Raw genomic sequence first — 22234 nt, 5'->3', positions numbered from 1 at the left:
ATCGGGTAATGCAATGTACAGGTCGGGTAAGCGCGGCAGCGCTCCCCGACATAACCAACTACTCTTCCGCCGCATAGCCCTGCGGGGGTAACTTAACGCCATCCAGCCATGCTGCGCCGTCGCGCATTGCCAGACGCCCGTCAACAAACCAGCTGACCACCAGCGGGTAAATGGCATGCTCCTGGCTCTGCACGCGTTCGGTCACGTCTTCTTCGCTGTCGCCGTCAAAGACCGGGACTTTCGCCTGCAGGATCACCGGACCGCCGTCCAGCTCGTCGGTAACGAAATGCACGGAAGTGCCATGCTCTTCATCACCGTTTTCCAGAACCTGACGATGGGTGTGCATGCCGGGATATTTCGGCAGAAGCGAAGGGTGAATATTCAGCAGACGTCCGGCGTAATGCGCGACAAAAGCCGGGCTCAGAATACGCATATACCCCGCCAGCACCACGACGTCAGGGGCGTAGGCATCAATCTCCTGAACCAGCTCGCGGTCAAAGGCTTCGCGACCGGCAAACTGGCTGGCTTCCAGCGCGTGCGCGGGAATATTCGCTTCCCGCGCGCGCTCAAGGCCGAACGCATCGGCCTTGTTGCTGAATACTGCCCGAATGGTGCCGTTGATTTTCTTCTGTTTGCAGGCGTCAATTATCGCCTGCAAATTGCTTCCGTTGCCGGAAATGAGCACCACGATGTTTTTCATTCAATGACCACACGCTGTTCGGAATCGGAAGCTTTAATCGTACCGATTTTCCACGCGTTTTCACCTTTCTCCGTCAGCAGCTTAACCGCTTTATCCGCTTCGCTTGCCGGCAGGGCGATAACCATACCCACGCCGCAGTTAAAGGTGCGGTACATTTCGTGAGAGCTCACGTTGCCTGCGGTCTGCAGCCAGTTGAAGACGGCTGGCCACTGCCATGACGATTCGTCGATCACCGCCTGGGTGTTGTCTGGCAGCACGCGCGGAATGTTTTCCCAGAAGCCGCCGCCGGTCAGGTGAGCAATAGCGTGAACGTCAACGTTCTCGATAAGCTCAAGCACGTTTTTCACGTAGATGCGGGTCGGTGCCAGCAGATGGTCGGCCAGCGGTTTACCTTCAAGCTCGGTGGTCAGTGGGTCGCAGCCGCTCACCTCAAGGATTTTACGCACCAGAGAGTAGCCGTTAGAGTGCGGGCCGCTGGAGGCCAGGGCGATCAGCACGTCGCCATCGGCCACTTTGCTGCCGTCGATAATTTCTGATTTTTCTACCACGCCGACGCAGAAGCCTGCGACGTCATAATCTTCGCCGTGATACATGCCCGGCATTTCCGCGGTTTCACCGCCGACCAGTGCACAGCCTGACTGCAGACAGCCTTCGGCGATGCCGCTAATCACGCTGGCTGCGGTATCCACGTCCAGTTTGCCGGTCGCGTAATAATCGAGGAAGAACAGCGGCTCTGCACCCTGAACCACCAGGTCGTTTACGCACATCGCGACCAGATCGATACCGATCGTGTCGTGACGTTTTAAATCCATCGCCAGGCGCAGCTTTGTGCCTACACCGTCAGTACCCGAGACCAGAACAGGTTCACGATATTTTTGCGGCAGCGCGCACAGTGCGCCGAATCCACCCAGACCACCCATCACTTCCGGGCGGCGGGTTTTTTTCACCACACCTTTGATTCGGTCAACCAGCGCATTACCTGCGTCAATATCAACACCGGCATCTTTGTAGCTGAGAGAAGTTTTGTTGGTCACGGCTCAAGTCCCCACGCGATTGCATAGCTAGTAAGAAAAATCGGCGCAATTCTAACAGTCCAGGCAAACGTTTGCGAGCCTATTCTCGGCGAGAGGATTTTTTTTTATGTTGCGTCTCTGACGGCGCGCAAACTTGACTCCGTTCACGAAAATGAAACCGGTTTCGGCGATCTGCTTGCAAGCGGTTTGCGGAATGAACATCATAAACTGAAACCGGTTTCAGTTTCATTCAGGAGGGATGAAGGCATGAACATCGCCGCATTTGATATTGGTGGCACTGCATTAAAAATGGGTATCGCGACAGGGCAGGGAGCGCTGCTGCAGAGGGATAAGGCCGCCATTAAGAATAGCGACGGCGAGGCCATCCTTTCGCAGATGCTGAGCTGGGTGGCGGCGCATCCCGGGCTTGCGGGGATCGCCGTCAGCGCGCCGGGGTATGTGAATCCGCATACCGGGTTTATCGAGATGGGCGGGGCGATTCGCCGCTTCGATCAGTTTGCGATGAAAGCCTGGCTTGAGGCGCAAACGGGATTACCGGTCACTGTCGAGAATGACGCTAACTGCGTGCTGCTGGCGGAGCGCTGGCAGGGCAAGGCGACGGATATCGATAACTTTCTGGTGTTGACCATCGGCACCGGGATCGGCGGGGCGATTTTCTGCAACGGCAAGCTGGTTCACGGGGCGCGTTTTCGCGCCGGGGAATTCGGCTACATGCTCACGGAAAGGGCGGACTCAAGACGCGTTGCCCGCCACTCCATGAATGAAAACTGCACGTTACGCACCCTTCGCAAGCGTTACGCCGATTGTCACGGGCTGGCGCTGGATGACGTGACCGGCGAAGCCATTTTTGACGGTTATGACGCAGGCGACGCCGCATGCCGTCGCCTGGTGGATGATTTTCTTAACGGCATTGCGACAGGTCTCTATAACCTGGCGAATGTTTTCGATCCGCAGACCATTTTCATTGGCGGCGGAATTGCGGAGCGGCCCGGGTTTATGGATTTGCTTCGCACCCATCTCGCGTGGTTTGGCATCGCGGATATCGCCGATGTTGTCAGCCACGGCAACCGTGCCGGGTTAATTGGCGCGGTTTACCACTTCAGACAGCAGTATCCGTCAGCAATCCGCAACATCGAATGAGGGAAAGAGTATGTCAGGATTTAAAGCAGGTTTTCTGTGGGGCGGCGCGGTTGCCGCGCATCAGCTGGAAGGCGGCTGGAAAGAGGGCGGCAAAGGGGTGAGCGTCGCCGACGTCATGACCGCCGGCGCGCACGGCGTACCGCGTGAAATCACCAACGGCGTGCTGCCAGGGAAAAACTACCCGAACCACGAAGCCATCGATTTCTACCATCGCTATAAGGAAGACATCAGGCTCTTTGCCGAGATGGGGTTCAAATGCTTCCGTACCTCTATTGCCTGGACGCGTATTTTCCCCAAAGGGGACGAGCTTGAGCCTAACGAAGCGGGCCTGAAGTTCTATGACGATCTGTTCGACGAATGCCTTAAATACGGCATCGAGCCGGTTATCACGCTCTCTCACTTCGAAATGCCTTTCCATCTGGTCACGGAGTACGGCGGATGGCGCAACCGTAAGCTGATCGACTTTTTTGTTCGCTTCGCACACGTCGTTTTCCAGCGCTACCAGCATAAAGTGAAGTACTGGATGACCTTCAACGAGATCAACAACCAGGCCAACTTCCACGAAGACTTTGCGCCGTTCACCAATTCCGGGCTGAAGTATGAGCCGGGTGAAGACCGCGAGCCGGTGATGTTCCAGGCCGCGCACTATGAGCTGGTGGCGAGCGCCCTGGCGGTGAAGGCGGGGCGCGAGATTAACCCGTCGCTGCAGATCGGCTGCATGATTGCCATGTGTCCTATCTATCCGCTGACCTGCGCGCCGGACGATATGATGATGGCGATGAACGCCATGCACCGTCGCTACTGGTTCACCGACGTTCACGTGCGCGGCAAGTATCCGCAGCATCTGCTCAACTACTTTGAGCGTCGCGGTTTCGCGCTGGATATTACTGAAGAAGATAAAGCGGCGCTGACGCAGGGCTGCGTGGACTACATCGGGTTCAGCTATTACATGTCTTTCGCCACCAAAGCGACGGCGGATAATCCGCAGCTGGATTACGACGAGAGCAAGAGCCTGGTCTCTAACCCGTACGTGCAGAAATCCGACTGGGGCTGGCAGATTGACCCGGTAGGGCTGCGCTACTCCCTGAACTGGTTCTGGGATCACTATCAGCTGCCGCTGTTCATCGTTGAGAACGGCTTTGGCGCTATCGACGTGCAGGAGAGCGACGGCACGGTGGACGACCAGTACCGCATTGACTACCTGGCCGCACACATCAGCGAGATGAAAAAAGCGGTGGTGGAAGATGGTGTAGACCTGATGGGGTATACCCCGTGGGGCTGTATCGACCTCGTTTCTGCCGGTACGGGCGAAATGAAAAAGCGCTACGGCTTTATCTTTGTCGATAAAGACAATGAAGGAAACGGCACGCTGAACCGCAGCAAGAAGAAGTCGTTCGACTGGTATAAGCAGGTGATTGCGAGCAACGGCGAGCAGCTATAATTGCCCGGTGGCGCTGCGCTTACCGGGCCTACGGGACGTGTAGGCCGGGTAAGCGTTAGCGCCACCCGGCATAACCCCGCACCCAAGCCGGAGTTTCGCCTCCGGTTTTTTTGTCTCTAAATCACTTTGCTTGATATACGTCAAGCAAGATGGGTATGGCCTAATCCGAAAAAAGCGGTATAATCCCGCGATTTTTTTGCGGATGCCACCTCAGAGGAGAAAGAGAATGAAGATTGTGGAAGTGAAACACCCACTCGTTAAACACAAGTTGGGCCTGATGCGTGAGCATGACATCAGCACGAAGCGTTTTCGCGAACTGGCCTCTGAAGTCGGCAGCCTGCTGACCTACGAAGCGACCTCCGATCTGGAAACAGAAAAAGTCACCATCGAAGGCTGGAACGGCCCGGTGCAGGTTGAGCAGATCAAAGGTAAGAAAATTACCGTTGTGCCAATCCTGCGTGCCGGTCTCGGCATGATGGAAGGCGTGCTGGAGCACGTGCCAAGCGCGCGTATCAGCGTGGTCGGGATCTACCGTAATGAAGAGACGCTGGAGCCGGTTCCTTACTTCCAGAAGCTGGTGTCTAACATCGACGAGCGTATGGCGCTGGTGGTTGACCCGATGCTGGCGACCGGCGGTTCAATGATCGCTACCATCGACCTGCTGAAAAAAGCGGGCTGCAGCAGCATCAAGGTGCTGGTGCTGGTTGCGGCACCGGAAGGGATCGCGGCGCTGGAAAAAGCGCACCCGGACGTTGAGCTGTATACCGCATCTATCGACCAGGGGCTGAACGAGCACGGGTACATCATCCCGGGGCTGGGCGATGCCGGCGATAAGATCTTTGGTACGAAATAATCGAATAACGATAAATAAGCCGACTTTGATAGTCGGCTTTTTTTTGAATAAAACACCAACAACAATACTACTCAGAGGAAAACACTATGACGCGCCGTGCTATCGGGGTGAGTGAAAGACCGCCGCTTTTACAGACTATCCCGCTTAGTTTGCAGCACCTGTTCGCCATGTTTGGCGCGACCGTGCTGGTGCCAATCCTGTTTCACATTAACCCGGCTACCGTGCTGCTGTTTAACGGTATCGGTACGCTGCTGTACCTCTTTATCTGTAAAGGCAAAATCCCGGCGTATCTGGGGTCGAGCTTCGCGTTTATCTCGCCGGTTCTGCTGCTGCTGCCGTTGGGTTATGAAGTGGCGCTGGGCGGGTTTATCATGTGTGGCGTCCTGTTCTGCGTGGTCTCCTTCATTGTGAAGAAAGCCGGCACCGGCTGGCTGGACGTCATGTTCCCGCCTGCCGCGATGGGTGCCATCGTTGCGGTCATCGGTCTGGAGCTGGCGGGCGTGGCGGCGAATATGGCTGGTCTGCTGCCTGCTGACGGTCAGTCACCGGATACCAAAACCATTATCATCTCTCTGGTGACGCTGGGCGTAACGGTGTTTGGCTCCGTGCTGTTCCGCGGCTTCATGGCGATTATCCCGATCCTGATCGGCGTGCTGGCGGGCTATGCGCTCTCCTTCGCAATGGGCGTGGTGGATACTACCCCCATCGCTCAGGCGCACTGGTTCGCTCTGCCAACCTTCTACACCCCGCGCTTCGAATGGTTTGCTATCTTCACCATTCTGCCCGCGGCGCTGGTGGTGATTGCGGAGCACGTCGGCCACCTGGTGGTGACGGCGAACATCGTCAAGCGCGATTTAATCCGCGACCCGGGCCTGCACCGCTCCATGTTTGCTAACGGCTTCTCGACCATTATCTCCGGGTTCTTTGGCTCTACGCCAAACACTACCTACGGTGAGAACATCGGCGTGATGGCGATTACCCGCGTCTACAGTACCTGGGTTATCGGCGGCGCGGCGATCATTGCCATTCTGCTCTCCTGCGTCGGTAAGCTGGCGGCCGCTATCCAGATCATTCCGGTGCCGGTAATGGGCGGCGTCTCTCTGCTGCTGTACGGTGTGATCGGCGCGTCCGGTATTCGCGTGCTGATTGAATCCAAAGTGGATTACAGCAAGGCGCAGAACCTGATCCTGACCTCGGTGATCCTGATCATCGGCGTGAGCGGTGCGAAGGTACACATCGGCGCGGCCGAGCTGAAAGGCATGGCGCTGGCGACTATCGTGGGCGTGGGTCTGAGCCTTATCTTCAAGCTGATCTCTGTGATCCGCCCGGAAGAAGAGATACTGGACGCTGACGACAGCGAAAAAGCGTCACACTGATCGTATTGGCCGGGCGAAGGATCGCCCGGTTCTCTCCTCGCAGGTTCCGTGTTAAACTCCGTTCCGATTTTATGTAAGATCTGGTTGAGGTACTTCTGAACGGACCGGCACAGCTCTCTCTGCCACTCTATCTCCCTGACGACGAAACTTTCGCGAGTTTCTGGCCGGGTGATAACCCCTCTTTACTGGCTGCACTGCAAAACGTGCTGCGCCAGGATCACAGCGGATACATCTATATCTGGTCACGCGAAGGCGCGGGGCGCAGCCACCTGTTGCATGCCGCCTGTGCGGAGCTTTCCGCGCGGGGTGATGCGGTAGGCTATGTGCCGCTGGATAAACGTACCTGGTTTGTGCCTGACGTGCTGGAGGGAATGGAACATCTCTCACTGGTCTGCATCGATAATATCGAATGCGTGGCGGGGGATGAGCCGTGGGAAATGGCGATCTTTAACCTCTATAACCGCATTCTGGAATCGGGAAAAACCCGGCTGCTGATCACCGGCGATCGCCCGCCGCGCCAGCTTAACCTTGGTCTACCGGACCTGGCGTCTCGTCTGGACTGGGGACAAATCTATAAGCTCCAGCCACTGTCGGATGAAGATAAGCTTCAGGCGTTACAGCTTCGCGCAAAGCAGCGTGGATTTGAGCTGCCGGAGGACGTGGGCCGTTTCCTGCTCAAGCGTCTGGACAGGGAAATGCGCACGCTGTTTGACACGCTCGATCAGCTCGATCGCGCCTCCATTACCGCCCAGCGCAAGCTGACCATTCCGTTTGTGAAAGATATTCTCAAGCTTTGAGGTTGTTCGCCCGGTGGCGCTGCGCTTACCGGGCCTACGAAAACCCGCCACGATATGTAGGCCGGGTAAGGCGCAGCCGCCACCCGGCAAAACATTCAGGCACTATCCCCCAATAAATGCTCCATCAACAGCGGAATCGGCCTCCCCGACGCCACGCTTCGTCCGCTTTCACGCCACAGCGCGGTACCGCTGATATCCAGATGCGCCCACGGAATGGTCGGCGGGCAGAAGTGATGCAGCAGCCACGCCGCCGAGGCACTGATTGCCGCATTGTTGGTCGGGGTGTTGCACAGATCGGCGATGGCGCTGTCGGTCTGCTTTTTCAGCCGCGCGTCCAGCGGCAGGGACCACACTTCGTCGCCGCTCCGTTTACCCGCCTGCGTCAGCGCCGCGCGCAGCGGTTCATCCTGGGTCATCAGCCCGCTCAGCTCATACCCCAGGGCTTTCACCACCGCACCCGTTAGCGTCGCCATATCAATAATATAGCGCGCCTGCGGATGGCGCTGGCTGGCCCAGGCGATGGCGTCCGCCAGCACCAGTCGGCCTTCGGCATCGGTGTTGTTGATTTCAACCGTAGTGCCGTTGCAGGCCCTCGCCACCGTGCCGGGCTGCATGGCGTCCGGACCTATGGCGTTTTCCGCCAGCGCCAGCACGCCCATGATGCGAACGGGAAGGCCAAGCTCTGCGACGGTCAGCATCAATCCCAGCACGTTAGCCGCGCCGCACATGTCGTATTTCATGGTGTACATGCCTGCGCCTTCCTTTAGCCACAGTCCCCCGGTATCAAAGGTAATGCCTTTTCCTACGTAGCAGCGCACCGGACCGTCAGAAACACCGTCATAGTGAATCGCCAGCATCCTCGGCGGGGAGGAGGCGCCTTTACCGACGGCATGAAGGAGCCCCAGGCCTTGCTCAACAATGTCTGTTTCGTTGAGCACCTCGCACCGCAGGGCAGGGAAGGCAACACATAGTTTTTGCGCCTCTTCGACCACAAACTGCGGCGTGCAGCGGTCGGAAGGGATATCCGCCAGACGACGCGCGCAGACCATACCCCGGGCGATAGCCTGCTGCTGGCGGAAGATAGCTTCCAGCTTGTCCCGCTGTTCCGGCAGGCAGAGCGCGGTAATCTGCTCAAGACGAACGTCGCTGGCGGTTTTCTTCAGCTGCAAATCACTCAGCCTGTGCGCCTGGTTAAAGAGAAAACGCAGCACCTGTACCAGCACAACGTCGTCGATGTTCGTGACGTCCAGTACCGCATGAGGGCTGACGGGAGAGGCCAGCAGCGGGCGCAGCGCCGCGAGCAGCCCTTCGGTCAGGCTGTCCTGCCAGAGCGCATCGGGCAGCAGGGTTATTCGGGCATACGGGGTGCAGCCGAAGCGGGCGTCGGCGATGCCGTCAGACGTGCGCATTTCCGCGACTAGCGCAGTGTCCGGCAAATGGGTACAGGAGGCGCGGGCGATGACATGGCTCTGCGGTTCTGCCTCTGAAAGTGCGGTAATGAACTGATACGTAATCATCATTGTTCCTCAATCGGCGCGCGGATCCGCGCGGCGTAGGCCTGCATCCATTCGTCATCGACGGCGTGATAGTGCGTTTTCTCCTGCCGGCGCTCGGTGCGAAATACGGTAAGCGGCTGGCGGGCGGTGGCAACCACAAACGAGAAAGTTTTGATATTCGTCGCCGCGCCGAACTCGCCTTTGTTATTCATGCACACGACGGAGAGATCGCCCACGCGGCCAAAGCGCGACATCAGCCTGTCTTCCAGCTCGAACACCACTGAATCCGCCGCCTGCTGCGGCGTCATGCCCTGCGCCATGCGGCGAACGATTTCATAGCTGGTACAGCCCTTCATCAAATCTTCCCCCACGCCCGTGGCGGTGGCGGCGCCGGTTTCGCTGTCGCAGTAAAAGCCGGAACCGATAATTGGCGAATCGCCGAGTCGGCCGCGTTTTTTCATAAACAGGCCGCTGGTGGAGGTGGCGACGCTCATCGACCCCTGTTTATCAAGGCCGATAATGCCGACGGTGTCGTGGCCGTCGTACGGGCTTAAGCCCTTATCCAGCGTCTCCCGACAGCGCTTGCGGTAATGCTGCATGGCGCGGTCGGTGAGCATGGTTTTGTCGGCAAAACCCTGGCTCAGCGCCCATTCGCGCGCGCCCTGGCCGACCAGCAGGCTGTTGTAGCGCTGGCGACTAAGCGCCTGCGCCACGCGCACCGGGTTGGCGATATCAACCAGATTGCCCACGGCACCAAACGCCAGCGTGTCGCCGTCCATGTAGGCAGCGTCCAGCTCAACCTCGCCATTTTCGGTGGGCAGGCCGCCGTAGCCGACGGATTTGTAAAACGGAAAGTCCTCGACGGCGGCAACGGCATCAACCACTGCCGCAGAGACCGGTTTTCCCGCAGCCAGCGCAGACGCCGACTCCGTGACGCCTTCAAGCGCCATTCGCCAGGTGGCAATAATACCCCACATGCTTTACTCCTGTTTTGCAAGTGTCGTGTCGGTTTGCGTCGCGGTAGCCACTTCCGCCGCGCGGTACTGCTTGTCCACAATGCGCATAAAAGGCAGATACAGCATGGCGCCAATCAGCAGGTTGATAAGCTGCATCACGCTGCCGCTGAGATGCCCGGTGACGATGAAACCGCTGATCACCGGCGGCAGCGTCCAGGGAATAAAGACCCCGGTGGTCACAGCGACCGCGCCAATTTTCATGGCGGCATACTGCACGGTGACCAGCACCAGCGGGACAAGATTGAAGGGGATAAGCATGATCGGGTTCATGATCACGGGCAGGCCAAACAGAATCGGTTCGTTGATGTTAAACACCGACGCCCCTGCGCCCAGTCGCGCGACTTCCCGCATGTTTTTGCTGCGGGCGAAAATCAGCATTGCAATGACCAGCGACAGCGTAGCTCCCGCGCCACCCATCCAGATCATGTCAAAAAACTGTTCCGTAATAATGTGCGGCGGCGTGGCGCCTGCCTGAATGGCCGCGATGTTATCGGTCTGGTTTTCCATCCACAGGGGGCGAATAATGCCGTTGATCATCGAGCCGGAGTTAATGCCCACTGACCACAGGATGGTGATGCTGAATACCGTCATCAGCGCGCCAAAGTAAGAGGTGCCGTAGTGACGCACCGGTGTGGCAACCACCTCATAAATAAACTGATGAATCGTGTTGTAGTGGGTGTTTTCAAAGACGATGCGGATAATCAGCACCAGAATCATGACCAACAGGGCCGGGATCAGCGCCGCAAAAGACTCCTGCACCGCTGGCGGCACGCCGTCCGGCATTTTGATGACCAGATTCTTGCGCTTGAGCCAGCAGAACAGCTCCGTCCACAGCAGCGAGCCAATCATCGCCACGAACAGCCCTTTACTGCCAATCCACTCTACCGGCATTACGGTGATCCCGCCGTTCTCCGCCACTTTGATAAACGGCGTCAGGATCAGAAACGCGACCAGCGCCAGAATGCCGCAGGAGATGCGGTCTTCGCCGTAGTGTTCGGCCAGGCGGAAAGCCACCAGAAAGCTGATAAACAGCGACATGGTCGAGAACACCGCGTTGAACGGAATTTCGATGATGGCGCTCCAGCTGGCACCAAAGGCCTGAGACATAAACTGCTGATAGGTTTGATTCGGGAACGAGGAGATCACCAGCAGAATAGAACCGACGATGATAAAAGGCATGAACGACACGTAGGCGCCGCGAATGGCCCCGAGATGCCGCTGCTGTGCCGTTTTGGCCGCCAGCGGCATCAGCTTTGCTTCGAGAAATCCCAGAACATTGTTCATTGTGAACTCCGTACAAGATTGAGTGGTGCGGTTTATGTTATGTCTGTGGATTATCAGTGAAGCGTGGCGCGCGAAAGGTGAAATCGGTCACAAAGCAACCGCCTGTGCTATATAAATCTCATATGATTAGTTAACGGAATTGTAGCAATGGAAATTAAACTGCATGCCAATGCCACCACCACGCCACGCATTCGCCGCTATCTCCAGCAGTCCGATAAAAGCGACAGGGAGCTGGCGGCCGAACTTGGGATATCTGTCACGACCGTCAGGCGCTGGCGCAACCGCGAGCAGATTACGGATAACCAGACAACGCCAAAAGTGATACACAAGGCGCTGAGACAGGAGCAGGTTGCGCTGGTCAATGCTTTACGTGAAGTCACGGGCGCACCGCTGGACGAACTGCTGCTGATGGTCAATGACGGACTCGGGATCGCCGTCTCTCGTGCGACCCTGAACCGTTACCTTAAGCCGGCTTCGGTAAAGCAAAAGAGCGCGCCGCTGCAGGGGAAAAAAGCGCTGATGGCGGGCATCGTGCCGCAGAAACTTCTGCTGCATCATCTGCCTCTGTCGCTGCATATGGACGATGGCGGGGAACAGCATCTGCTCTGGGCGCGTGAACCCGTGAGCGGTTGGTGCTACGCCCGGCTGTATGCGGGCATATCTCCGCCGCTGCTGACCCGCTGGGTAAACGACGCGCTGAAAGCCTGTCCGGCTGATATTCAATCTGTTGAGACTTTTGGGTTGGATGTTAACCGACCGGAAGGCAGCGCCGTCGTGAAAGTGAACCCGCAGCAATACCGCGCCGTTCAGGTTGCTCTGCCGCTATGCGACATCATTCCACGCCTGAACAGCGAGCCGGCAGGCGAGCTGTTGATTAAGCTTTGCGAATTTTACAACCGGGGAAAAGCGCAGAAAAAGTTGGGAGAGAGTACGCCGCAGGCCTTTCTCGAAGCGCTGCGGCGTAACGGTTAGAGGATTTCGAGCACGTCTTCCGGCGGGCGGCCAATGCGTGCCTGGCCGTTTGCCACCACAATCGGTCGCTCAATCAGCTTTGGATTGTCAACCATCGCCTGTACCAGCTCCGTCTCGGTGAGACGGCTGTCGTCCAGATTAAGCGACTTATACAGATCTTCTTTCTTGCGCATCAGCTCTCTTGCACTGCCCATCCCCAGCATGTGTAGCAGCTGGCGAACGGTCTGCGCGTCGGGTGGAGTCTCGAGATACAGCACCACCTCCGGCTCAACGCCGTTAGACTTCAGCAGGCTCAGGGTGTCGCGGCTCTTGGAGCAGCGAGGGTTGTGATAGATTTTTACGGCGTCTGTCATGACGTGGATTCTCCTTTATTACATCTTCTCGTAAGGCTTAAAGCGCTGCTGCAGGCCGCGCAGCTGGTCGATTCGCGCGTCATAACGGGCCTGCTGGAGGCTGCCGAGTTTAACCTGCGCGCTGGCGCTGCTGAGCGTGGAAATCGCCTGATCGAGGCGCCCCACCAGGGCAAAGCCTTCGGCACGCGCTGCCAGCTCCTGATCGCGGTTGCCCAGCTGAGCTTCCGCCTGTGCGAGCAGGTCCCAGCCGTTTTGATCGTCTTTATTATTAAAGGTGTAGCGGTTTAGAATGGTCGCCGCTTCCCCCGGCTGGCCGCCCTGTAAGTAAGCATTCGCCAGGTTAAGCTGCAGCACCGGGTTGGTACGGACGTCTTTCGCCCCTTTCAGGCGGTTAATCGCATCGGCAGGTTTCTTCTGCCCCAGATCGATATCCGTCGAGAGATCGAGATACCACGGGTTATTCGGGTCGGCAGCCAGAAGCGGCTGCAGCGCCTTACGCGCCTCGTCGTATTTGCTGGCTTCCATCGCCTGTAGCGCCTGACCATACTGCGCGGCGTTTTTCTCACGCACGTTGCCTTTCGCCAGGGCATCCAGCAGGTCGCTGGTGAGCTGGTTACGCCCGGAATTGTACATCCCCAGCGTTCTCACTTTCGCCATGTAGAAATCCTGCGAAGACTGGACCACGACCGGACGCATCTGGTTGGCACGGTTGCGCGCATCCGACAGGCGGCTTTCCGGAAGCGGGTGCGTGAGCAGAATTTCCGGCGGGCGGGAAGAATAACGCGCCTGATCGAGCAGTTTTTCCAGGAAGCTCGGCATGGCCTGCGGGTCGAAGCCCGAACGCTGTAGCACCTGAATGCCGATGCGGTCCGCTTCCTGCTCGTTTTGCTGGGTAAAGCTGATCATCCCCTGACGCGTACCGGCCAGCGTACCGGTTAAGGCGGCCATCCCGGCCTGCGGGCTGGCCATCGCCAGCAGAATAGAGCCCAGCGCGCCCACCCAGGTGAGCGGGGCGTTACGCTTCTGGTCTTCCATGGCACGCGCCAGGTGGCGCTGCGTGACGTGCGAAATTTCGTGCGCCATAACCGAGGCGAGCTGGCTTTCGTTATCGGAATAGCGGAATAACGCCGAATGCAGCACCACGTTACCGCCAAAGAAGGCGAAGGCGTTGATTTCGTCATTATTAATTAAATAGAAATGGAAGGGCGTTTTTACCGAGTCGGCGTGCGCCACCAGACGCATCCCCAGCCCGTTTATGTACTGTACCAGCAAAGGGTCGTTAATCAGCGGGGCGCTGCCGCGCAGCTGGCGAACATAGTAATCGCCCATTTGCATCTCTTGCCCAATAGAGAGCGTGCTTCCTGCCGTGGTGCCCATGTCCGGCAATGAATCGGACGAGTCAGCAAAAGCGGGTAACACCTGACCGACCGTCACTGCGGCAATCAGTGTTGCAACCAGTGTTTTTCTCAACTGCCTGAACATAACCACTGTCCTGTATGTTGGATGTGCTAATTTGACCGATGAACCGGCTTATCGTTCATCTCTGCTGCCCTGCGAGTGTAGCCGTGTTACCGCATGAAGAAAATCCCATTCATCAGGCTTTTGCGGATTGTGTCAGCGATACAAAAAGCGAAAGTCTTTTTTGTGACAGTTAGATACAATTCACCGTCTCACTCCCGCCATTCGATTCAGGGAAGGGTTGTATGCTCGAAATGTTAATGCAGTGGTACCGGCGTCGGTTCAGCGACCCGGAAGCCATTGCTTTGTTGGTTATTCTGGTTGCCGGGTTCGGTATTCTGTTCTTCTTCAGCGGTCTGCTCGCCCCTCTGCTGGTGGCGATTGTACTGGCGTACCTGCTGGAGTGGCCAACGGCGCGCCTGGAACATATCGGCTGTTCCCGCCGCTGGGCAACCAGCATCGTGCTGGTGCTGTTTGTCGGCATCCTGCTGTTGATGGCCTTCGTGGTGATGCCGGTGGCCTGGCAGCAGGGGATTTACCTTATTCGCGATATGCCCGGCATGCTGAATAAACTGTCTGATTTTGCCGCCACGCTGCCGCGCCGTTATCCCGCGTTAATGGACGCCGGCATCATCGACGCGATGGCCGAAAATATGCGCGCCCGCATCATGACGATGGGCGATTCGGTGGTGAAATACTCTCTGGCGTCGCTGGTGGGGCTGCTCACCCTGGCCGTCTACCTCGTGCTCGTTCCGCTGATGGTCTTCTTCCTGGTAAAAGACAAAGACCAGATGCTCAACGCCGTGCGGCGCGTTTTACCGCGCAACCGCGGACTGGCGGGGCAGGTCTGGGAAGAGATGAACCAGCAGATCACCAACTACATTCGCGGCAAGGTGCTGGAGATGATTGTCGTGGGAGTAGCCACCTGGATTGGCTTCCTGATCTTCGGCCTGAACTACTCGCTGTTGCTGGCGGTGCTGGTGGGGCTGTCGGTCCTGATTCCGTACATCGGCGCGTTTGTGGTGACCATTCCGGTTGTGGGGGTCGCGCTGTTCCAGTTCGGGCTTGGGACGGAGTTCTGGAGCTGCTTCGCGGTGTACCTGATTATTCAGGGGCTGGACGGTAACCTGCTGGTACCGGTGCTGTTCTCAGAGGCGGTGAACCTGCATCCGCTGGTGATTATCTTATCCGTGGTGATTTTCGGCGGGCTGTGGGGATTCTGGGGCGTGTTCTTTGCCATTCCGCTGGCCACGCTGATTAAAGCCGTGGTCCACGCGTGGCCGGATGTGCCGGCGGTGGAAGAGAAGTAGTTTTTGTGCGGCCTGATGCCCTCACCCCGGCCCTCTCCCACGGGGAGAGGGGGAAAACACTAAAAACGGCAACCAGGTTGCCGTTTTGCTGTTTATCAGGCGCTTGCTTTCAGCCAGTTCAACACCACGTCGTGGTGGTTACTGGTTTTGAAGTCATCAAACACATGTTCAATTTTACCGTCAGCGTCAATCAGGAAGCTGATGCGGTGAATGCCGTCGTAGGTTTTACCCATAAACGTCTTCTCGCCCCAGATGCCGAACTGTTCGCACACCTGATGATCTTCATCAGAAAGCAGCGTGAAGTTCAGCAGCTCTTTTTCAGCAAATCGTGACAGCTTTTCCGGTTTATCCGTGCTGATGCCCAGCACTTCCACGCCGACTTTTTTCAACTCGTCCATGTTGTCGCGTAAGCCGCAGGCCTGTACGGTGCAGCCGGGGGTCATGGCTTTCGGGTAGAAATAGACCAGAACACGCTGTCCCTGGAAGTCGGTCAAATTTACTTGCTCGCCGTCTTGATCCGGTAAGCTAAATTTCGGTGCGATGTCACCGGCTTTCAGTGGATTCATTACTCAACTCCATCCTGTTCGTGCTGCGAATAATTGACGACGCTTATACTGCCCTGCGCGTTTAATTCTGTACAGAGGGCTTTGAACGCTTGCTCGATATTTGACGCATCCTGTGAGGCAGGGCTGTGCGCGGTAATCTGAATAAAGAGCGTGGGAACCGTGCTCTCGTCGCCCGGCTGTGTGCGGGAAACAAGCTCGGCAATGTTCATCTGATGGCTGTCAAACAGCGCGGTAAAGCGCTCAATCAGATGGGGGGAATCAGGGACTTCAACCTGCACCCAGACGGTAGCGGGCATGGCCGGACGCGGGCGCGCGGTGGTCCGTTTCATCACGATCAGCAAATCCAGCTCCGCGCCTTTCAGCGGCAGGGTCGATTCGATAAGCGTTATGGCATTCCATGTTCCGGAAAGCAGCATAATAAACGTGAACTCTTCGCCCAGCATTGCCAGACGGCTGTCTTCGATATTACAGCCGCAGCTACTTACGTGACGGGTGATGGTGTTCACGATACCCGGCCTGTCGGCACCCAGCGCAGTGATAACCAGGTAATGTTGTGATGAGGTTGTCAAACCTGTTCTTCCTTTGCATGGTTAAGTCTTCCTAAGGAAAGCATAAAAAAAACATGCATACAACCGCCTGAGGGCCTCAGGTCGCTTGCTTTTATTACAGTTCCAAACGTACCATTGAGGCTCTTGTTCGCACAGAGGATGGCTCATGTTCACGGGAAGTATTGTCGCGCTTGTTACACCGATGGATGAAAAAGGTAATGTCTGCCGGTCAAGCATGAAGAAGCTGATTGATTACCATGTCGCCAATGGAACCTCGGCGATCGTTTCGGTAGGGACTACCGGTGAATCTGCAACGCTGAGCCACGAAGAGCACGGCGATGTGGTTATGCTGACCCTCGAACTGGCTGACGGGCGTATTCCGGTCATCGCGGGGACAGGGGCTAATGCGACCGCAGAAGCTATCAGTCTGACCCAACGTTTTAACGACAGCGGTATCGTAGGCTGTCTGACGGTAACCCCTTACTACAACCGTCCTACCCAGGAAGGTTTGTTCCAGCACTTCAAAGCCATCGCTGAACATACTGACTTGCCACAAATTCTGTATAATGTGCCGTCCCGTACCGGCTGCGATATGCTGCCGGAAACCGTTGGTCGTCTCTCGGAAGTAAAAAATATTATCGGTATTAAAGAGGCGACAGGGAACTTAAGCCGCGTTCATCAGATCAAAGAGCTGGTTTCAGATGACTTTATCCTGTTGAGTGGTGATGATGCGACCGCGCTGGACTTTATGCAACTCGGTGGTCATGGCGTGATCTCCGTAACGGCAAACGTTGCGGCGCGCGATATGGCTGAAATGTGCAAAATGGCCGCAGCCGGTCACTTTGATGAAGCCCGCGTCATTAACCAGCGTCTGATGCCGCTGCACAATAAATTATTTGTCGAACCCAATCCGATCCCAGTGAAATGGGCGTGTAAGGAGTTGGGGCTTGTAGCAACCGATACGCTGCGTCTGCCAATGACACCGATTACCGACCACGGTCGTGACATCGTCAAGGCAGCGCTGAAGCATGCCGGTTTGCTGTAAAGTTTAGGGAGATTTGATGGCTTATTCAGTACAGAAGTCGCGCCTGGCGAAGGTTGCGAGTGTTTCGCTTGTTATGCTGCTCGCTGCCTGTAGTTCAGACTCGCGCTACAAGCGCCAGGTGAGCGGTGATGAATCCTATCTGGATGCGACCCCGCTTGCTGAACTTCACGCACCGGCTGGTATGATCCTGCCGATTCAGAACGGCGATTATAATATTCCCGTGACCAACGGCAGTGGCCTGGTGGGTAAAGCGCTTGATATTCGTCCACCAGCACAGCCTCTGGCGCTGGTGAGCGGGGCGCGTACCCAGTTCACCGGTGATACGGCCTCGCTGATGGTTGAGAGCGCGCGCGGTAGCACCCTGTGGCCGCAGGTTGTCAGCGTTATTCAGTCGAAGAACTACACCATCGATAAACGCGATGACGCCAGCCAGACGTTAACCACCGACTGGATCGAATGGAACCGTCTGGATGAAGATCAGCAGTATCGCGGTCGCTATCAAGTCTCCGTAAAACCACAGGGTTATCAGCAGGCGGTTAACGTTAAGCTGTTGAACCTGGAGCAGGCGGGTAAACCGGTTGCGGATGCCGCGTCCCTGCAGCGTTACAGCACCGAAATGCTGAACGTGATTGCCGCGGGTCTGGATAAGACCGCTACCGATGCCGCCAACGCCGCGCAGAGCCGCAACGGCGCGACCTTCGATGTGCAAAGCGGTGCGGATGATACCGGCCTGCCAATGCTGGTGGTTCGTGCACCGTTTAACCAGACCTGGCAGCGTCTGCCAGCGACGCTGGAAAAAGTGGGCATGAAAGTGAGCGACAGCACGCGTTCAACTGGCAGCATGACGGCAACGTACAAGCCGCTCTCCGACAGCGCATGGCAGGAGCTGGGAGCGAAAGATCCTCAGCTTGCCTCCGGTGACTACAAGATTCAGGTAGGCGACCTTGATAACCGCAGCAGTCTGCAGTTTATCGATCCAAAAGGTCACACGCTGACCCAGTCGCAGAACGATGCGCTGGTCGCTGTCTTCCAGGCGGCATTCAGCAAATAAATACGAGGGCTGGTTAATCCAGCCCTTTTTATTTTAGTGCTACGCAAACGTGTGCGTGGCATAATATCCCCAGTTTTGAACACAAATCATCACACCAGGAGTAATGAAGATGCAGAAGCAAGCTGAGTTGTATCGTGGCAAAGCGAAGACCGTATACAGCACGGAAAACCCGGATCTGTTGGTGCTCGAGTTCCGCAATGATACGTCAGCAGGGGATGGCGCACGCATTGAGCAGTTCGATCGTAAAGGCATGGTGAACAACAAGTTCAACCACTTCATTATGACCAAACTGGCCGAAGCGGGTATCCCGACTCAGATGGAAGCGTTGCTGTCCGATACGGAATGTCTGGTGAAAAAACTGGATATGGTTCCGGTTGAGTGCGTTATTCGTAACCGTGCAGCGGGCTCCCTGGTGAAGCGTCTGGGCATTGAAGAAGGTATCGAACTGAACCCACCGTTGTTCGACCTGTTCCTGAAAAACGATGCTATGCACGATCCTATGGTCAATGATTCCTACTGCGAAACCTTCGGCTGGGTGAATAAAGAGAACCTGGCGCGCATGAAAGAACTGACCTACAAAGCCAACGACGTGCTGAAAAAATTGTTTGATGACGCGGGCCTGATCCTCGTCGACTTCAAGCTGGAGTTTGGTCTGTTCAAAGGCGAAGTGGTGCTGGGCGATGAGTTCTCACCGGACGGTAGCCGCCTGTGGGATAAAGAAACCCTGGATAAAATGGACAAAGACCGCTTCCGTCAGAGCCTGGGTGGCCTGATTGAAGCGTACGAAGCGGTTGCTCACCGTTTAGGCGTTAAGCTCGACTAACTCCCTCACTTGCCAAAGGATGTTTACATCCTTTGGCGTCTTACCTTTGTTTCCTATGGTAATCTTGCCGTTAACCGCCTACGATCATAGCTATTATTAATGGAATAGTTCGAGGTGGTTATGCGCTGGCAAGGGCGTCGTGAAAGTGACAATGTAGAAGACAGGCGCAGTGATGGCGGCGGCGGTCCTTCAATGGGCGGGCCCGGCTTCCGGTTACCCAGCGGCAAAGGCGGGATAATCCTGCTGATTGTGGTGCTGGTTGCAGGGTATTACGGCGTCGATCTCACCGGCTTGATGACCGGTCAGCCGCTGCAACAGCAGCAGCAATCTCAGCACTCCATCAGTCCGAATGAAGATGAAGCGGCTAAATTTACCTCCGTTATTCTCGCCACAACAGAAGACACCTGGAGTCAGCTGTTCGAGAAGATGGGGCGTACCTACCAGCAGCCGAAGCTGGTGATGTATCGCGGTGCAACCCGCACCGGATGCGGTACCGGGCAGTCTGTGATGGGGCCGTTCTACTGCCCGGCAGACGGCACCGTCTATATCGATCTCTCTTTTTACGATGACATGAAACGCAAGCTTGGCGCTGACGGCGATTTTGCCCAGGGCTACGTGATCGCGCATGAAGTTGGTCACCACGTGCAGAAGCTGTTGGGGATTGAGCCAAAAGTGCGCCAGCTTCAGCAAAATGCCTCTCAGGCTGAAGTGAACCGTCTTTCCGTTAAAATGGAACTGCAGGCGGACTGCTTCGCGGGCGTCTGGGGCCACAATATGCAGCAGCAGGGTGTTCTGGAATCCGGCGACCTTGAAGAGGCGTTAAATGCCGCTCAGGCTATCGGTGACGATCGTCTTCAGCAGCAGAGCCAGGGGCGCGTCGTGCCGGACAGCTTCACCCACGGTACCTCACAGCAGCGCTACAGCTGGTTTAAACGCGGTTTCGACAGCGGCGATCCGGCGCAGTGTAATACCTTCGGCAAAGCGATGTAATGCTGCCGTTTGAACAGCTGATAAGCGTACTTGAGCGCACCGGCCATCGCCGGCTGGTGGTGCTCAGCGGTGATGCGCAGTGGACGTTAACCCAGGCAGTCGCCCTGCGTGACGCCCTACCCGGAGACTGGGTTTGGCTGGACGAACACCCTTCACAGGCCATCAGCGGCCTGCTGGGACGCGAGTTCCGCCATGCCGTCTTTAACGCCAGCGCCGGGTTTGATGTCGCCGCGTTTGCCGCCCTGAGCGGCACGCTGAGCGCCGGAAGTCTTCTGGTGCTGCGGGTTCCGCCGCTCGACGCGTGGGCCGAGCGTCCTGACGGTGATTCCCTGCGCTGGAGCGACAGCGCCGACGCGATAGCCACGCCGCATTTTGTCCACCATTTCTGCCGGACCCTTGCCGCCGATCCCGATGCGATTGTCTGGCTTCAGGGTAGCGATTTATCCCTTCCACCTTTACCCGACGCGCCCGACTGGCAGCCCGCCAGCGGCGCGCCGCAGCGCGAGCAGGCTGAGATCCTGGATGTGCTTCAGGGGATGAAGAGGGGCATCGTGGCCGTTACCGCCGCGCGCGGGCGCGGAAAGTCAGCTCTGGCGGGAATGTTGCTGAATCGCATTGCGGGCAGCGCCGTGGTCACCGCGCCGGCAAAGGGGGCCACGGATATCATTGCCCGCTTTGCCGGAGAGCATTTTCATTTTATGGCCCCGGACGCGCTGCTTGCCTCTTCATGCCAGGCCGACTGGCTGATTGTCGATGAAGCCGCCGCGATCCCCGGCCCGCTGCTGGAAAAGCTGGTGAGCCGTTTCCCGCGCGTGCTGCTGACCACAACGGTGCAGGGCTATGAAGGGACGGGCCGGGGATTTTTGCTTAAATTCTGCGGTCGGTTTGCCGGGCTGCAGCGCTACAGCCTGTCAGCGCCGGTACGCTGGGCTACGGGCTGCCCGCTTGAGCGGGTTGTCGCCCACGCGCTGCTGTTTGACGATACGCTGATTGACTGCCGCCCGGAAGGGGAGGTGCGTTTAACTTCCTTGACCCCGGAGGCCTGGGAAAGCCGTCCGGCGCTGGCAGCGAGCGTATACGAGCTTCTCTGCGCCGCGCACTATCGCACCTCGCCGCTCGATTTACGCCGCATGATGGACGCGCCCGGGCAGCAGTTTGCTGTCGCCGAAGCCAACCCGGTCATCGCCGGGGCGCTCTGGCTGGTAGAGGAGGGCGGGTTATCCCCTGGGCTTAGCCGCGCCGTATGGGCGGGCTTCCGCCGTCCTCGCGGGAACCTGGTGGCGCAGTCTCTGGCGGCGCACGGCGGCTCCCCGCTGGCGGCAACGCTCAGAGGCCGACGCGTGACCCGCATTGCCGTGCACCCTCACCGTCAGCGGGAAGGGATTGGTCAGGCGCTTATCCGCAGCGCCAGCGGGGAAGATTATCTGTCGGTGAGCTTTGGCTATACCGATGAGCTTTGGCGCTTCTGGCAGCAGTGTGGGTTTGTGCTGGTGCGGATGGGAAGCCATCGTGAAGCCAGCAGCGGCTGCTACACCGCGATGGCGCTGCTGGCGCACAGCGAGGCCGGGCGTCAGCTGTGCGAGCAGGCGCAGCAGCGTCTGAAGCGCGATGCGCGGGTGTTATCGGCCTGGAACGGTGAAAAGATCCCGGTGGAAGATGATTGGGACGCTACCCTTAATCATGACGACTGGCTGGAGCTGGCCGGGTTCGCCTTCGCCCACCGGGCGTTTTCCACCTCCGTTGCGGCGTTAACGCGGCTGGTGCAGAGCGTTGATATGCCGCTTGCAGCCCTGCGCGGAAAAGTTGAGGCGAAAAAGGATGATGCCCGGCTAAGCGCTGAGCTGGCCCTGCCCGGGCGAAAAGCACTGCTGGTGAGAATGCGAGCGGAAACGGCACAAGCTCTTGAAAGGCTTGATGAAGCTCGCTGTCAGCAGTTGAAAGACGCTATTTTGCAATGGCAATTTTTTCAATGACTTCTTCA

General features: G+C 57.4%; 21 protein-coding genes. 12 read left to right on the top strand and 9 right to left on the bottom strand.

The window, feature by feature from the left end; translation table 11 throughout:
- Positions 1 to 58 precede the first annotated feature (58 nt).
- Positions 59 to 700, bottom strand: coding sequence for a phosphoribosylglycinamide formyltransferase (purN, locus tag ABR39_RS09465; protein ID WP_047346722.1), 642 nt, complete (start codon positions 698 to 700; stop codon positions 59 to 61).
- Entirely contained in the window at positions 697 to 1734 is a 1038-nt protein-coding gene (gene purM / locus ABR39_RS09460) for a phosphoribosylformylglycinamidine cyclo-ligase (RefSeq protein WP_047346721.1), read from the bottom strand. Before purM ends, purN begins: the two co-directional genes overlap by 4 nt.
- Positions 1735 to 1980: 246 nt before the next feature.
- On the opposite strand from purM, the gene bglK reads away from it, so the two are divergent.
- The 5 genes from bglK (at position 1981) to ABR39_RS09435 (ending at position 7341) form a co-directional block, all read left to right on the top strand.
- The gene (gene bglK, locus ABR39_RS09455; RefSeq protein WP_047346720.1) at positions 1981 to 2874 is read left to right on the top strand and encodes a beta-glucoside kinase BglK; all 894 of its coding nucleotides are present in this window, start codon (positions 1981 to 1983) and stop codon (positions 2872 to 2874) included.
- Positions 2875 to 2884: 10 nt separating this feature from the next.
- Positions 2885 to 4315, top strand: a complete 1431-nt coding sequence (locus tag ABR39_RS09450; RefSeq protein ID WP_047346719.1) for a 6-phospho-beta-glucosidase — start codon at positions 2885 to 2887, stop codon at positions 4313 to 4315.
- Between the two features lie 226 nt (positions 4316 to 4541).
- Positions 4542 to 5168, top strand: a complete 627-nt coding sequence (upp, locus tag ABR39_RS09445; RefSeq protein ID WP_008501641.1) for a uracil phosphoribosyltransferase — start codon at positions 4542 to 4544, stop codon at positions 5166 to 5168.
- Positions 5169 to 5254: 86 nt separating this feature from the next.
- Positions 5255 to 6544, top strand: coding sequence for a uracil permease (uraA, locus tag ABR39_RS09440; RefSeq protein ID WP_047346718.1), 1290 nt, complete (start codon positions 5255 to 5257; stop codon positions 6542 to 6544).
- 95 nt (positions 6545 to 6639) lie between these two features.
- Complete coding sequence (locus ABR39_RS09435) at positions 6640 to 7341, top strand: DnaA inactivator Hda (RefSeq protein ID WP_216821201.1); 702 nt, start codon at positions 6640 to 6642, stop codon at positions 7339 to 7341.
- A gap of 95 nt (positions 7342 to 7436) precedes the next feature.
- On the opposite strand, the gene ABR39_RS09430 is transcribed toward ABR39_RS09435, so the two are convergent.
- From ABR39_RS09430 to celB, 3 genes are read right to left on the bottom strand one after another with little or no spacing between them, the layout of a single operon-like run.
- Positions 7437 to 8858, bottom strand: coding sequence for a leucyl aminopeptidase family protein (locus tag ABR39_RS09430; RefSeq protein ID WP_047346717.1), 1422 nt, complete (start codon positions 8856 to 8858; stop codon positions 7437 to 7439).
- On the bottom strand, positions 8858 to 9814 hold the full coding sequence (locus tag ABR39_RS09425) for a N(4)-(beta-N-acetylglucosaminyl)-L-asparaginase (protein WP_047346716.1): 957 nt from the start codon (positions 9812 to 9814) through the stop codon (positions 8858 to 8860). Before ABR39_RS09425 ends, ABR39_RS09430 begins: the two co-directional genes overlap by 1 nt.
- Positions 9815 to 9817: 3 nt before the next feature.
- On the bottom strand, positions 9818 to 11137 hold the full coding sequence (celB, locus tag ABR39_RS09420) for a PTS cellobiose transporter subunit IIC (protein WP_047346715.1): 1320 nt from the start codon (positions 11135 to 11137) through the stop codon (positions 9818 to 9820).
- A gap of 147 nt (positions 11138 to 11284) precedes the next feature.
- Here celB and ABR39_RS09415 point away from each other — a divergent pair, with 147 nt between their 5' ends.
- Positions 11285 to 12109 carry a helix-turn-helix domain-containing protein gene (locus tag ABR39_RS09415; RefSeq protein ID WP_047346714.1) on the top strand — a complete coding sequence of 275 codons (825 nt, stop codon included), beginning with the start codon at positions 11285 to 11287 and terminating at the stop codon, positions 12107 to 12109.
- Here ABR39_RS09415 and arsC read toward each other — a convergent pair.
- The gene (arsC, locus tag ABR39_RS09410; RefSeq protein ID WP_047346713.1) at positions 12106 to 12462 is read right to left on the bottom strand and encodes an arsenate reductase (glutaredoxin); all 357 of its coding nucleotides are present in this window, start codon (positions 12460 to 12462) and stop codon (positions 12106 to 12108) included. The genes ABR39_RS09415 and arsC overlap by 4 nt on opposite strands.
- Positions 12463 to 12480: 18 nt before the next feature.
- Positions 12481 to 13944, bottom strand: a complete 1464-nt coding sequence (bepA, locus tag ABR39_RS09405; RefSeq protein WP_045284557.1) for a beta-barrel assembly-enhancing protease — start codon at positions 13942 to 13944, stop codon at positions 12481 to 12483.
- 221 nt (positions 13945 to 14165) lie between these two features.
- On the opposite strand from bepA, the gene ABR39_RS09400 reads away from it, so the two are divergent.
- Entirely contained in the window at positions 14166 to 15230 is a 1065-nt protein-coding gene (locus tag ABR39_RS09400; RefSeq protein WP_047346712.1) for an AI-2E family transporter, read from the top strand.
- Between the two features lie 95 nt (positions 15231 to 15325).
- On the opposite strand, the gene bcp is transcribed toward ABR39_RS09400, so the two are convergent.
- Both bcp and ABR39_RS09390 read right to left on the bottom strand, forming a co-directional pair.
- Positions 15326 to 15796, bottom strand: a complete 471-nt coding sequence (gene bcp / locus ABR39_RS09395; protein ID WP_047346711.1) for a thioredoxin-dependent thiol peroxidase — start codon at positions 15794 to 15796, stop codon at positions 15326 to 15328.
- Positions 15796 to 16365, bottom strand: a complete 570-nt coding sequence (locus ABR39_RS09390) for a glycine cleavage system transcriptional repressor (RefSeq protein WP_028014022.1) — start codon at positions 16363 to 16365, stop codon at positions 15796 to 15798. The genes bcp and ABR39_RS09390 overlap by 1 nt, the downstream gene beginning before the upstream one ends.
- Positions 16366 to 16510: 145 nt before the next feature.
- Here ABR39_RS09390 and dapA point away from each other — a divergent pair, with 145 nt between their 5' ends.
- From dapA to ABR39_RS09365, 5 genes are all read left to right on the top strand, one after another.
- Entirely contained in the window at positions 16511 to 17389 is an 879-nt protein-coding gene (gene dapA, locus ABR39_RS09385; protein ID WP_047346710.1) for a 4-hydroxy-tetrahydrodipicolinate synthase, read from the top strand.
- 16 nt (positions 17390 to 17405) lie between these two features.
- Complete coding sequence (gene bamC, locus ABR39_RS09380) at positions 17406 to 18440, top strand: outer membrane protein assembly factor BamC (protein ID WP_047346709.1); 1035 nt, start codon at positions 17406 to 17408, stop codon at positions 18438 to 18440.
- A 109-nt stretch (positions 18441 to 18549) separates the two neighbouring features.
- Positions 18550 to 19263 (top strand): phosphoribosylaminoimidazolesuccinocarboxamide synthase, encoded by a 714-nt coding sequence (purC, locus tag ABR39_RS09375; protein WP_008501631.1) that lies wholly within the window; start codon positions 18550 to 18552, stop codon positions 19261 to 19263.
- Between the two features lie 120 nt (positions 19264 to 19383).
- Positions 19384 to 20253, top strand: a complete 870-nt coding sequence (gene ypfJ, locus ABR39_RS09370; RefSeq protein ID WP_047346708.1) for a KPN_02809 family neutral zinc metallopeptidase — start codon at positions 19384 to 19386, stop codon at positions 20251 to 20253.
- Positions 20253 to 22226: a tRNA(Met) cytidine acetyltransferase TmcA gene (locus tag ABR39_RS09365; protein WP_047346707.1), complete on the top strand. Its 1974-nt coding sequence runs from the start codon at positions 20253 to 20255 to the stop codon at positions 22224 to 22226. Before ypfJ ends, ABR39_RS09365 begins: the two co-directional genes overlap by 1 nt.
- Positions 22227 to 22234: the final 8 nt, after the last annotated feature.

It is taken from the genome of Enterobacter genomosp. O, assembly GCF_001022965.1.
In the GTDB taxonomy this organism is placed as follows: Bacteria; Pseudomonadota; Gammaproteobacteria; order Enterobacterales; family Enterobacteriaceae; genus Enterobacter; species Enterobacter cloacae_L.
The sequence above is the reverse complement of the archived record's forward strand: the minus strand, read 5'-3'. Positions and strand labels throughout refer to the sequence as shown.

Excerpts from the sequence above, each read along its gene's own strand:
- upp (WP_008501641.1), top strand. The coding sequence starts at position 4,542 with ATGAAGATTGTGGAAGTGAAACACCCACTCGTTAAACACAAGTTGGGC.
- bcp (WP_047346711.1), bottom strand. The coding sequence starts at position 15,796 with ATGAATCCACTGAAAGCCGGTGACATCGCACCGAAATTTAGCTTACCG.
- dapA (WP_047346710.1), top strand. The coding sequence starts at position 16,511 with ATGTTCACGGGAAGTATTGTCGCGCTTGTTACACCGATGGATGAAAAA.
- celB (WP_047346715.1), bottom strand. The coding sequence starts at position 11,137 with ATGAACAATGTTCTGGGATTTCTCGAAGCAAAGCTGATGCCGCTGGCG.
- ABR39_RS09450 (WP_047346719.1), top strand. The coding sequence starts at position 2,885 with ATGTCAGGATTTAAAGCAGGTTTTCTGTGGGGCGGCGCGGTTGCCGCG.
- ypfJ (WP_047346708.1), top strand. The coding sequence starts at position 19,384 with ATGCGCTGGCAAGGGCGTCGTGAAAGTGACAATGTAGAAGACAGGCGC.
- ABR39_RS09425 (WP_047346716.1), bottom strand. The coding sequence starts at position 9,814 with ATGTGGGGTATTATTGCCACCTGGCGAATGGCGCTTGAAGGCGTCACG.
- ABR39_RS09365 (WP_047346707.1), top strand. The coding sequence starts at position 20,253 with ATGCTGCCGTTTGAACAGCTGATAAGCGTACTTGAGCGCACCGGCCAT.
- ABR39_RS09415 (WP_047346714.1), top strand. The coding sequence starts at position 11,285 with ATGGAAATTAAACTGCATGCCAATGCCACCACCACGCCACGCATTCGC.
- ABR39_RS09400 (WP_047346712.1), top strand. The coding sequence starts at position 14,166 with ATGCTCGAAATGTTAATGCAGTGGTACCGGCGTCGGTTCAGCGACCCG.
- bglK (WP_047346720.1), top strand. The coding sequence starts at position 1,981 with ATGAACATCGCCGCATTTGATATTGGTGGCACTGCATTAAAAATGGGT.
- purC (WP_008501631.1), top strand. The coding sequence starts at position 18,550 with ATGCAGAAGCAAGCTGAGTTGTATCGTGGCAAAGCGAAGACCGTATAC.
- bepA (WP_045284557.1), bottom strand. The coding sequence starts at position 13,944 with ATGTTCAGGCAGTTGAGAAAAACACTGGTTGCAACACTGATTGCCGCA.
- uraA (WP_047346718.1), top strand. The coding sequence starts at position 5,255 with ATGACGCGCCGTGCTATCGGGGTGAGTGAAAGACCGCCGCTTTTACAG.
- purN (WP_047346722.1), bottom strand. The coding sequence starts at position 700 with ATGAAAAACATCGTGGTGCTCATTTCCGGCAACGGAAGCAATTTGCAG.
- ABR39_RS09430 (WP_047346717.1), bottom strand. The coding sequence starts at position 8,858 with ATGATTACGTATCAGTTCATTACCGCACTTTCAGAGGCAGAACCGCAG.
- bamC (WP_047346709.1), top strand. The coding sequence starts at position 17,406 with ATGGCTTATTCAGTACAGAAGTCGCGCCTGGCGAAGGTTGCGAGTGTT.
- arsC (WP_047346713.1), bottom strand. The coding sequence starts at position 12,462 with ATGACAGACGCCGTAAAAATCTATCACAACCCTCGCTGCTCCAAGAGC.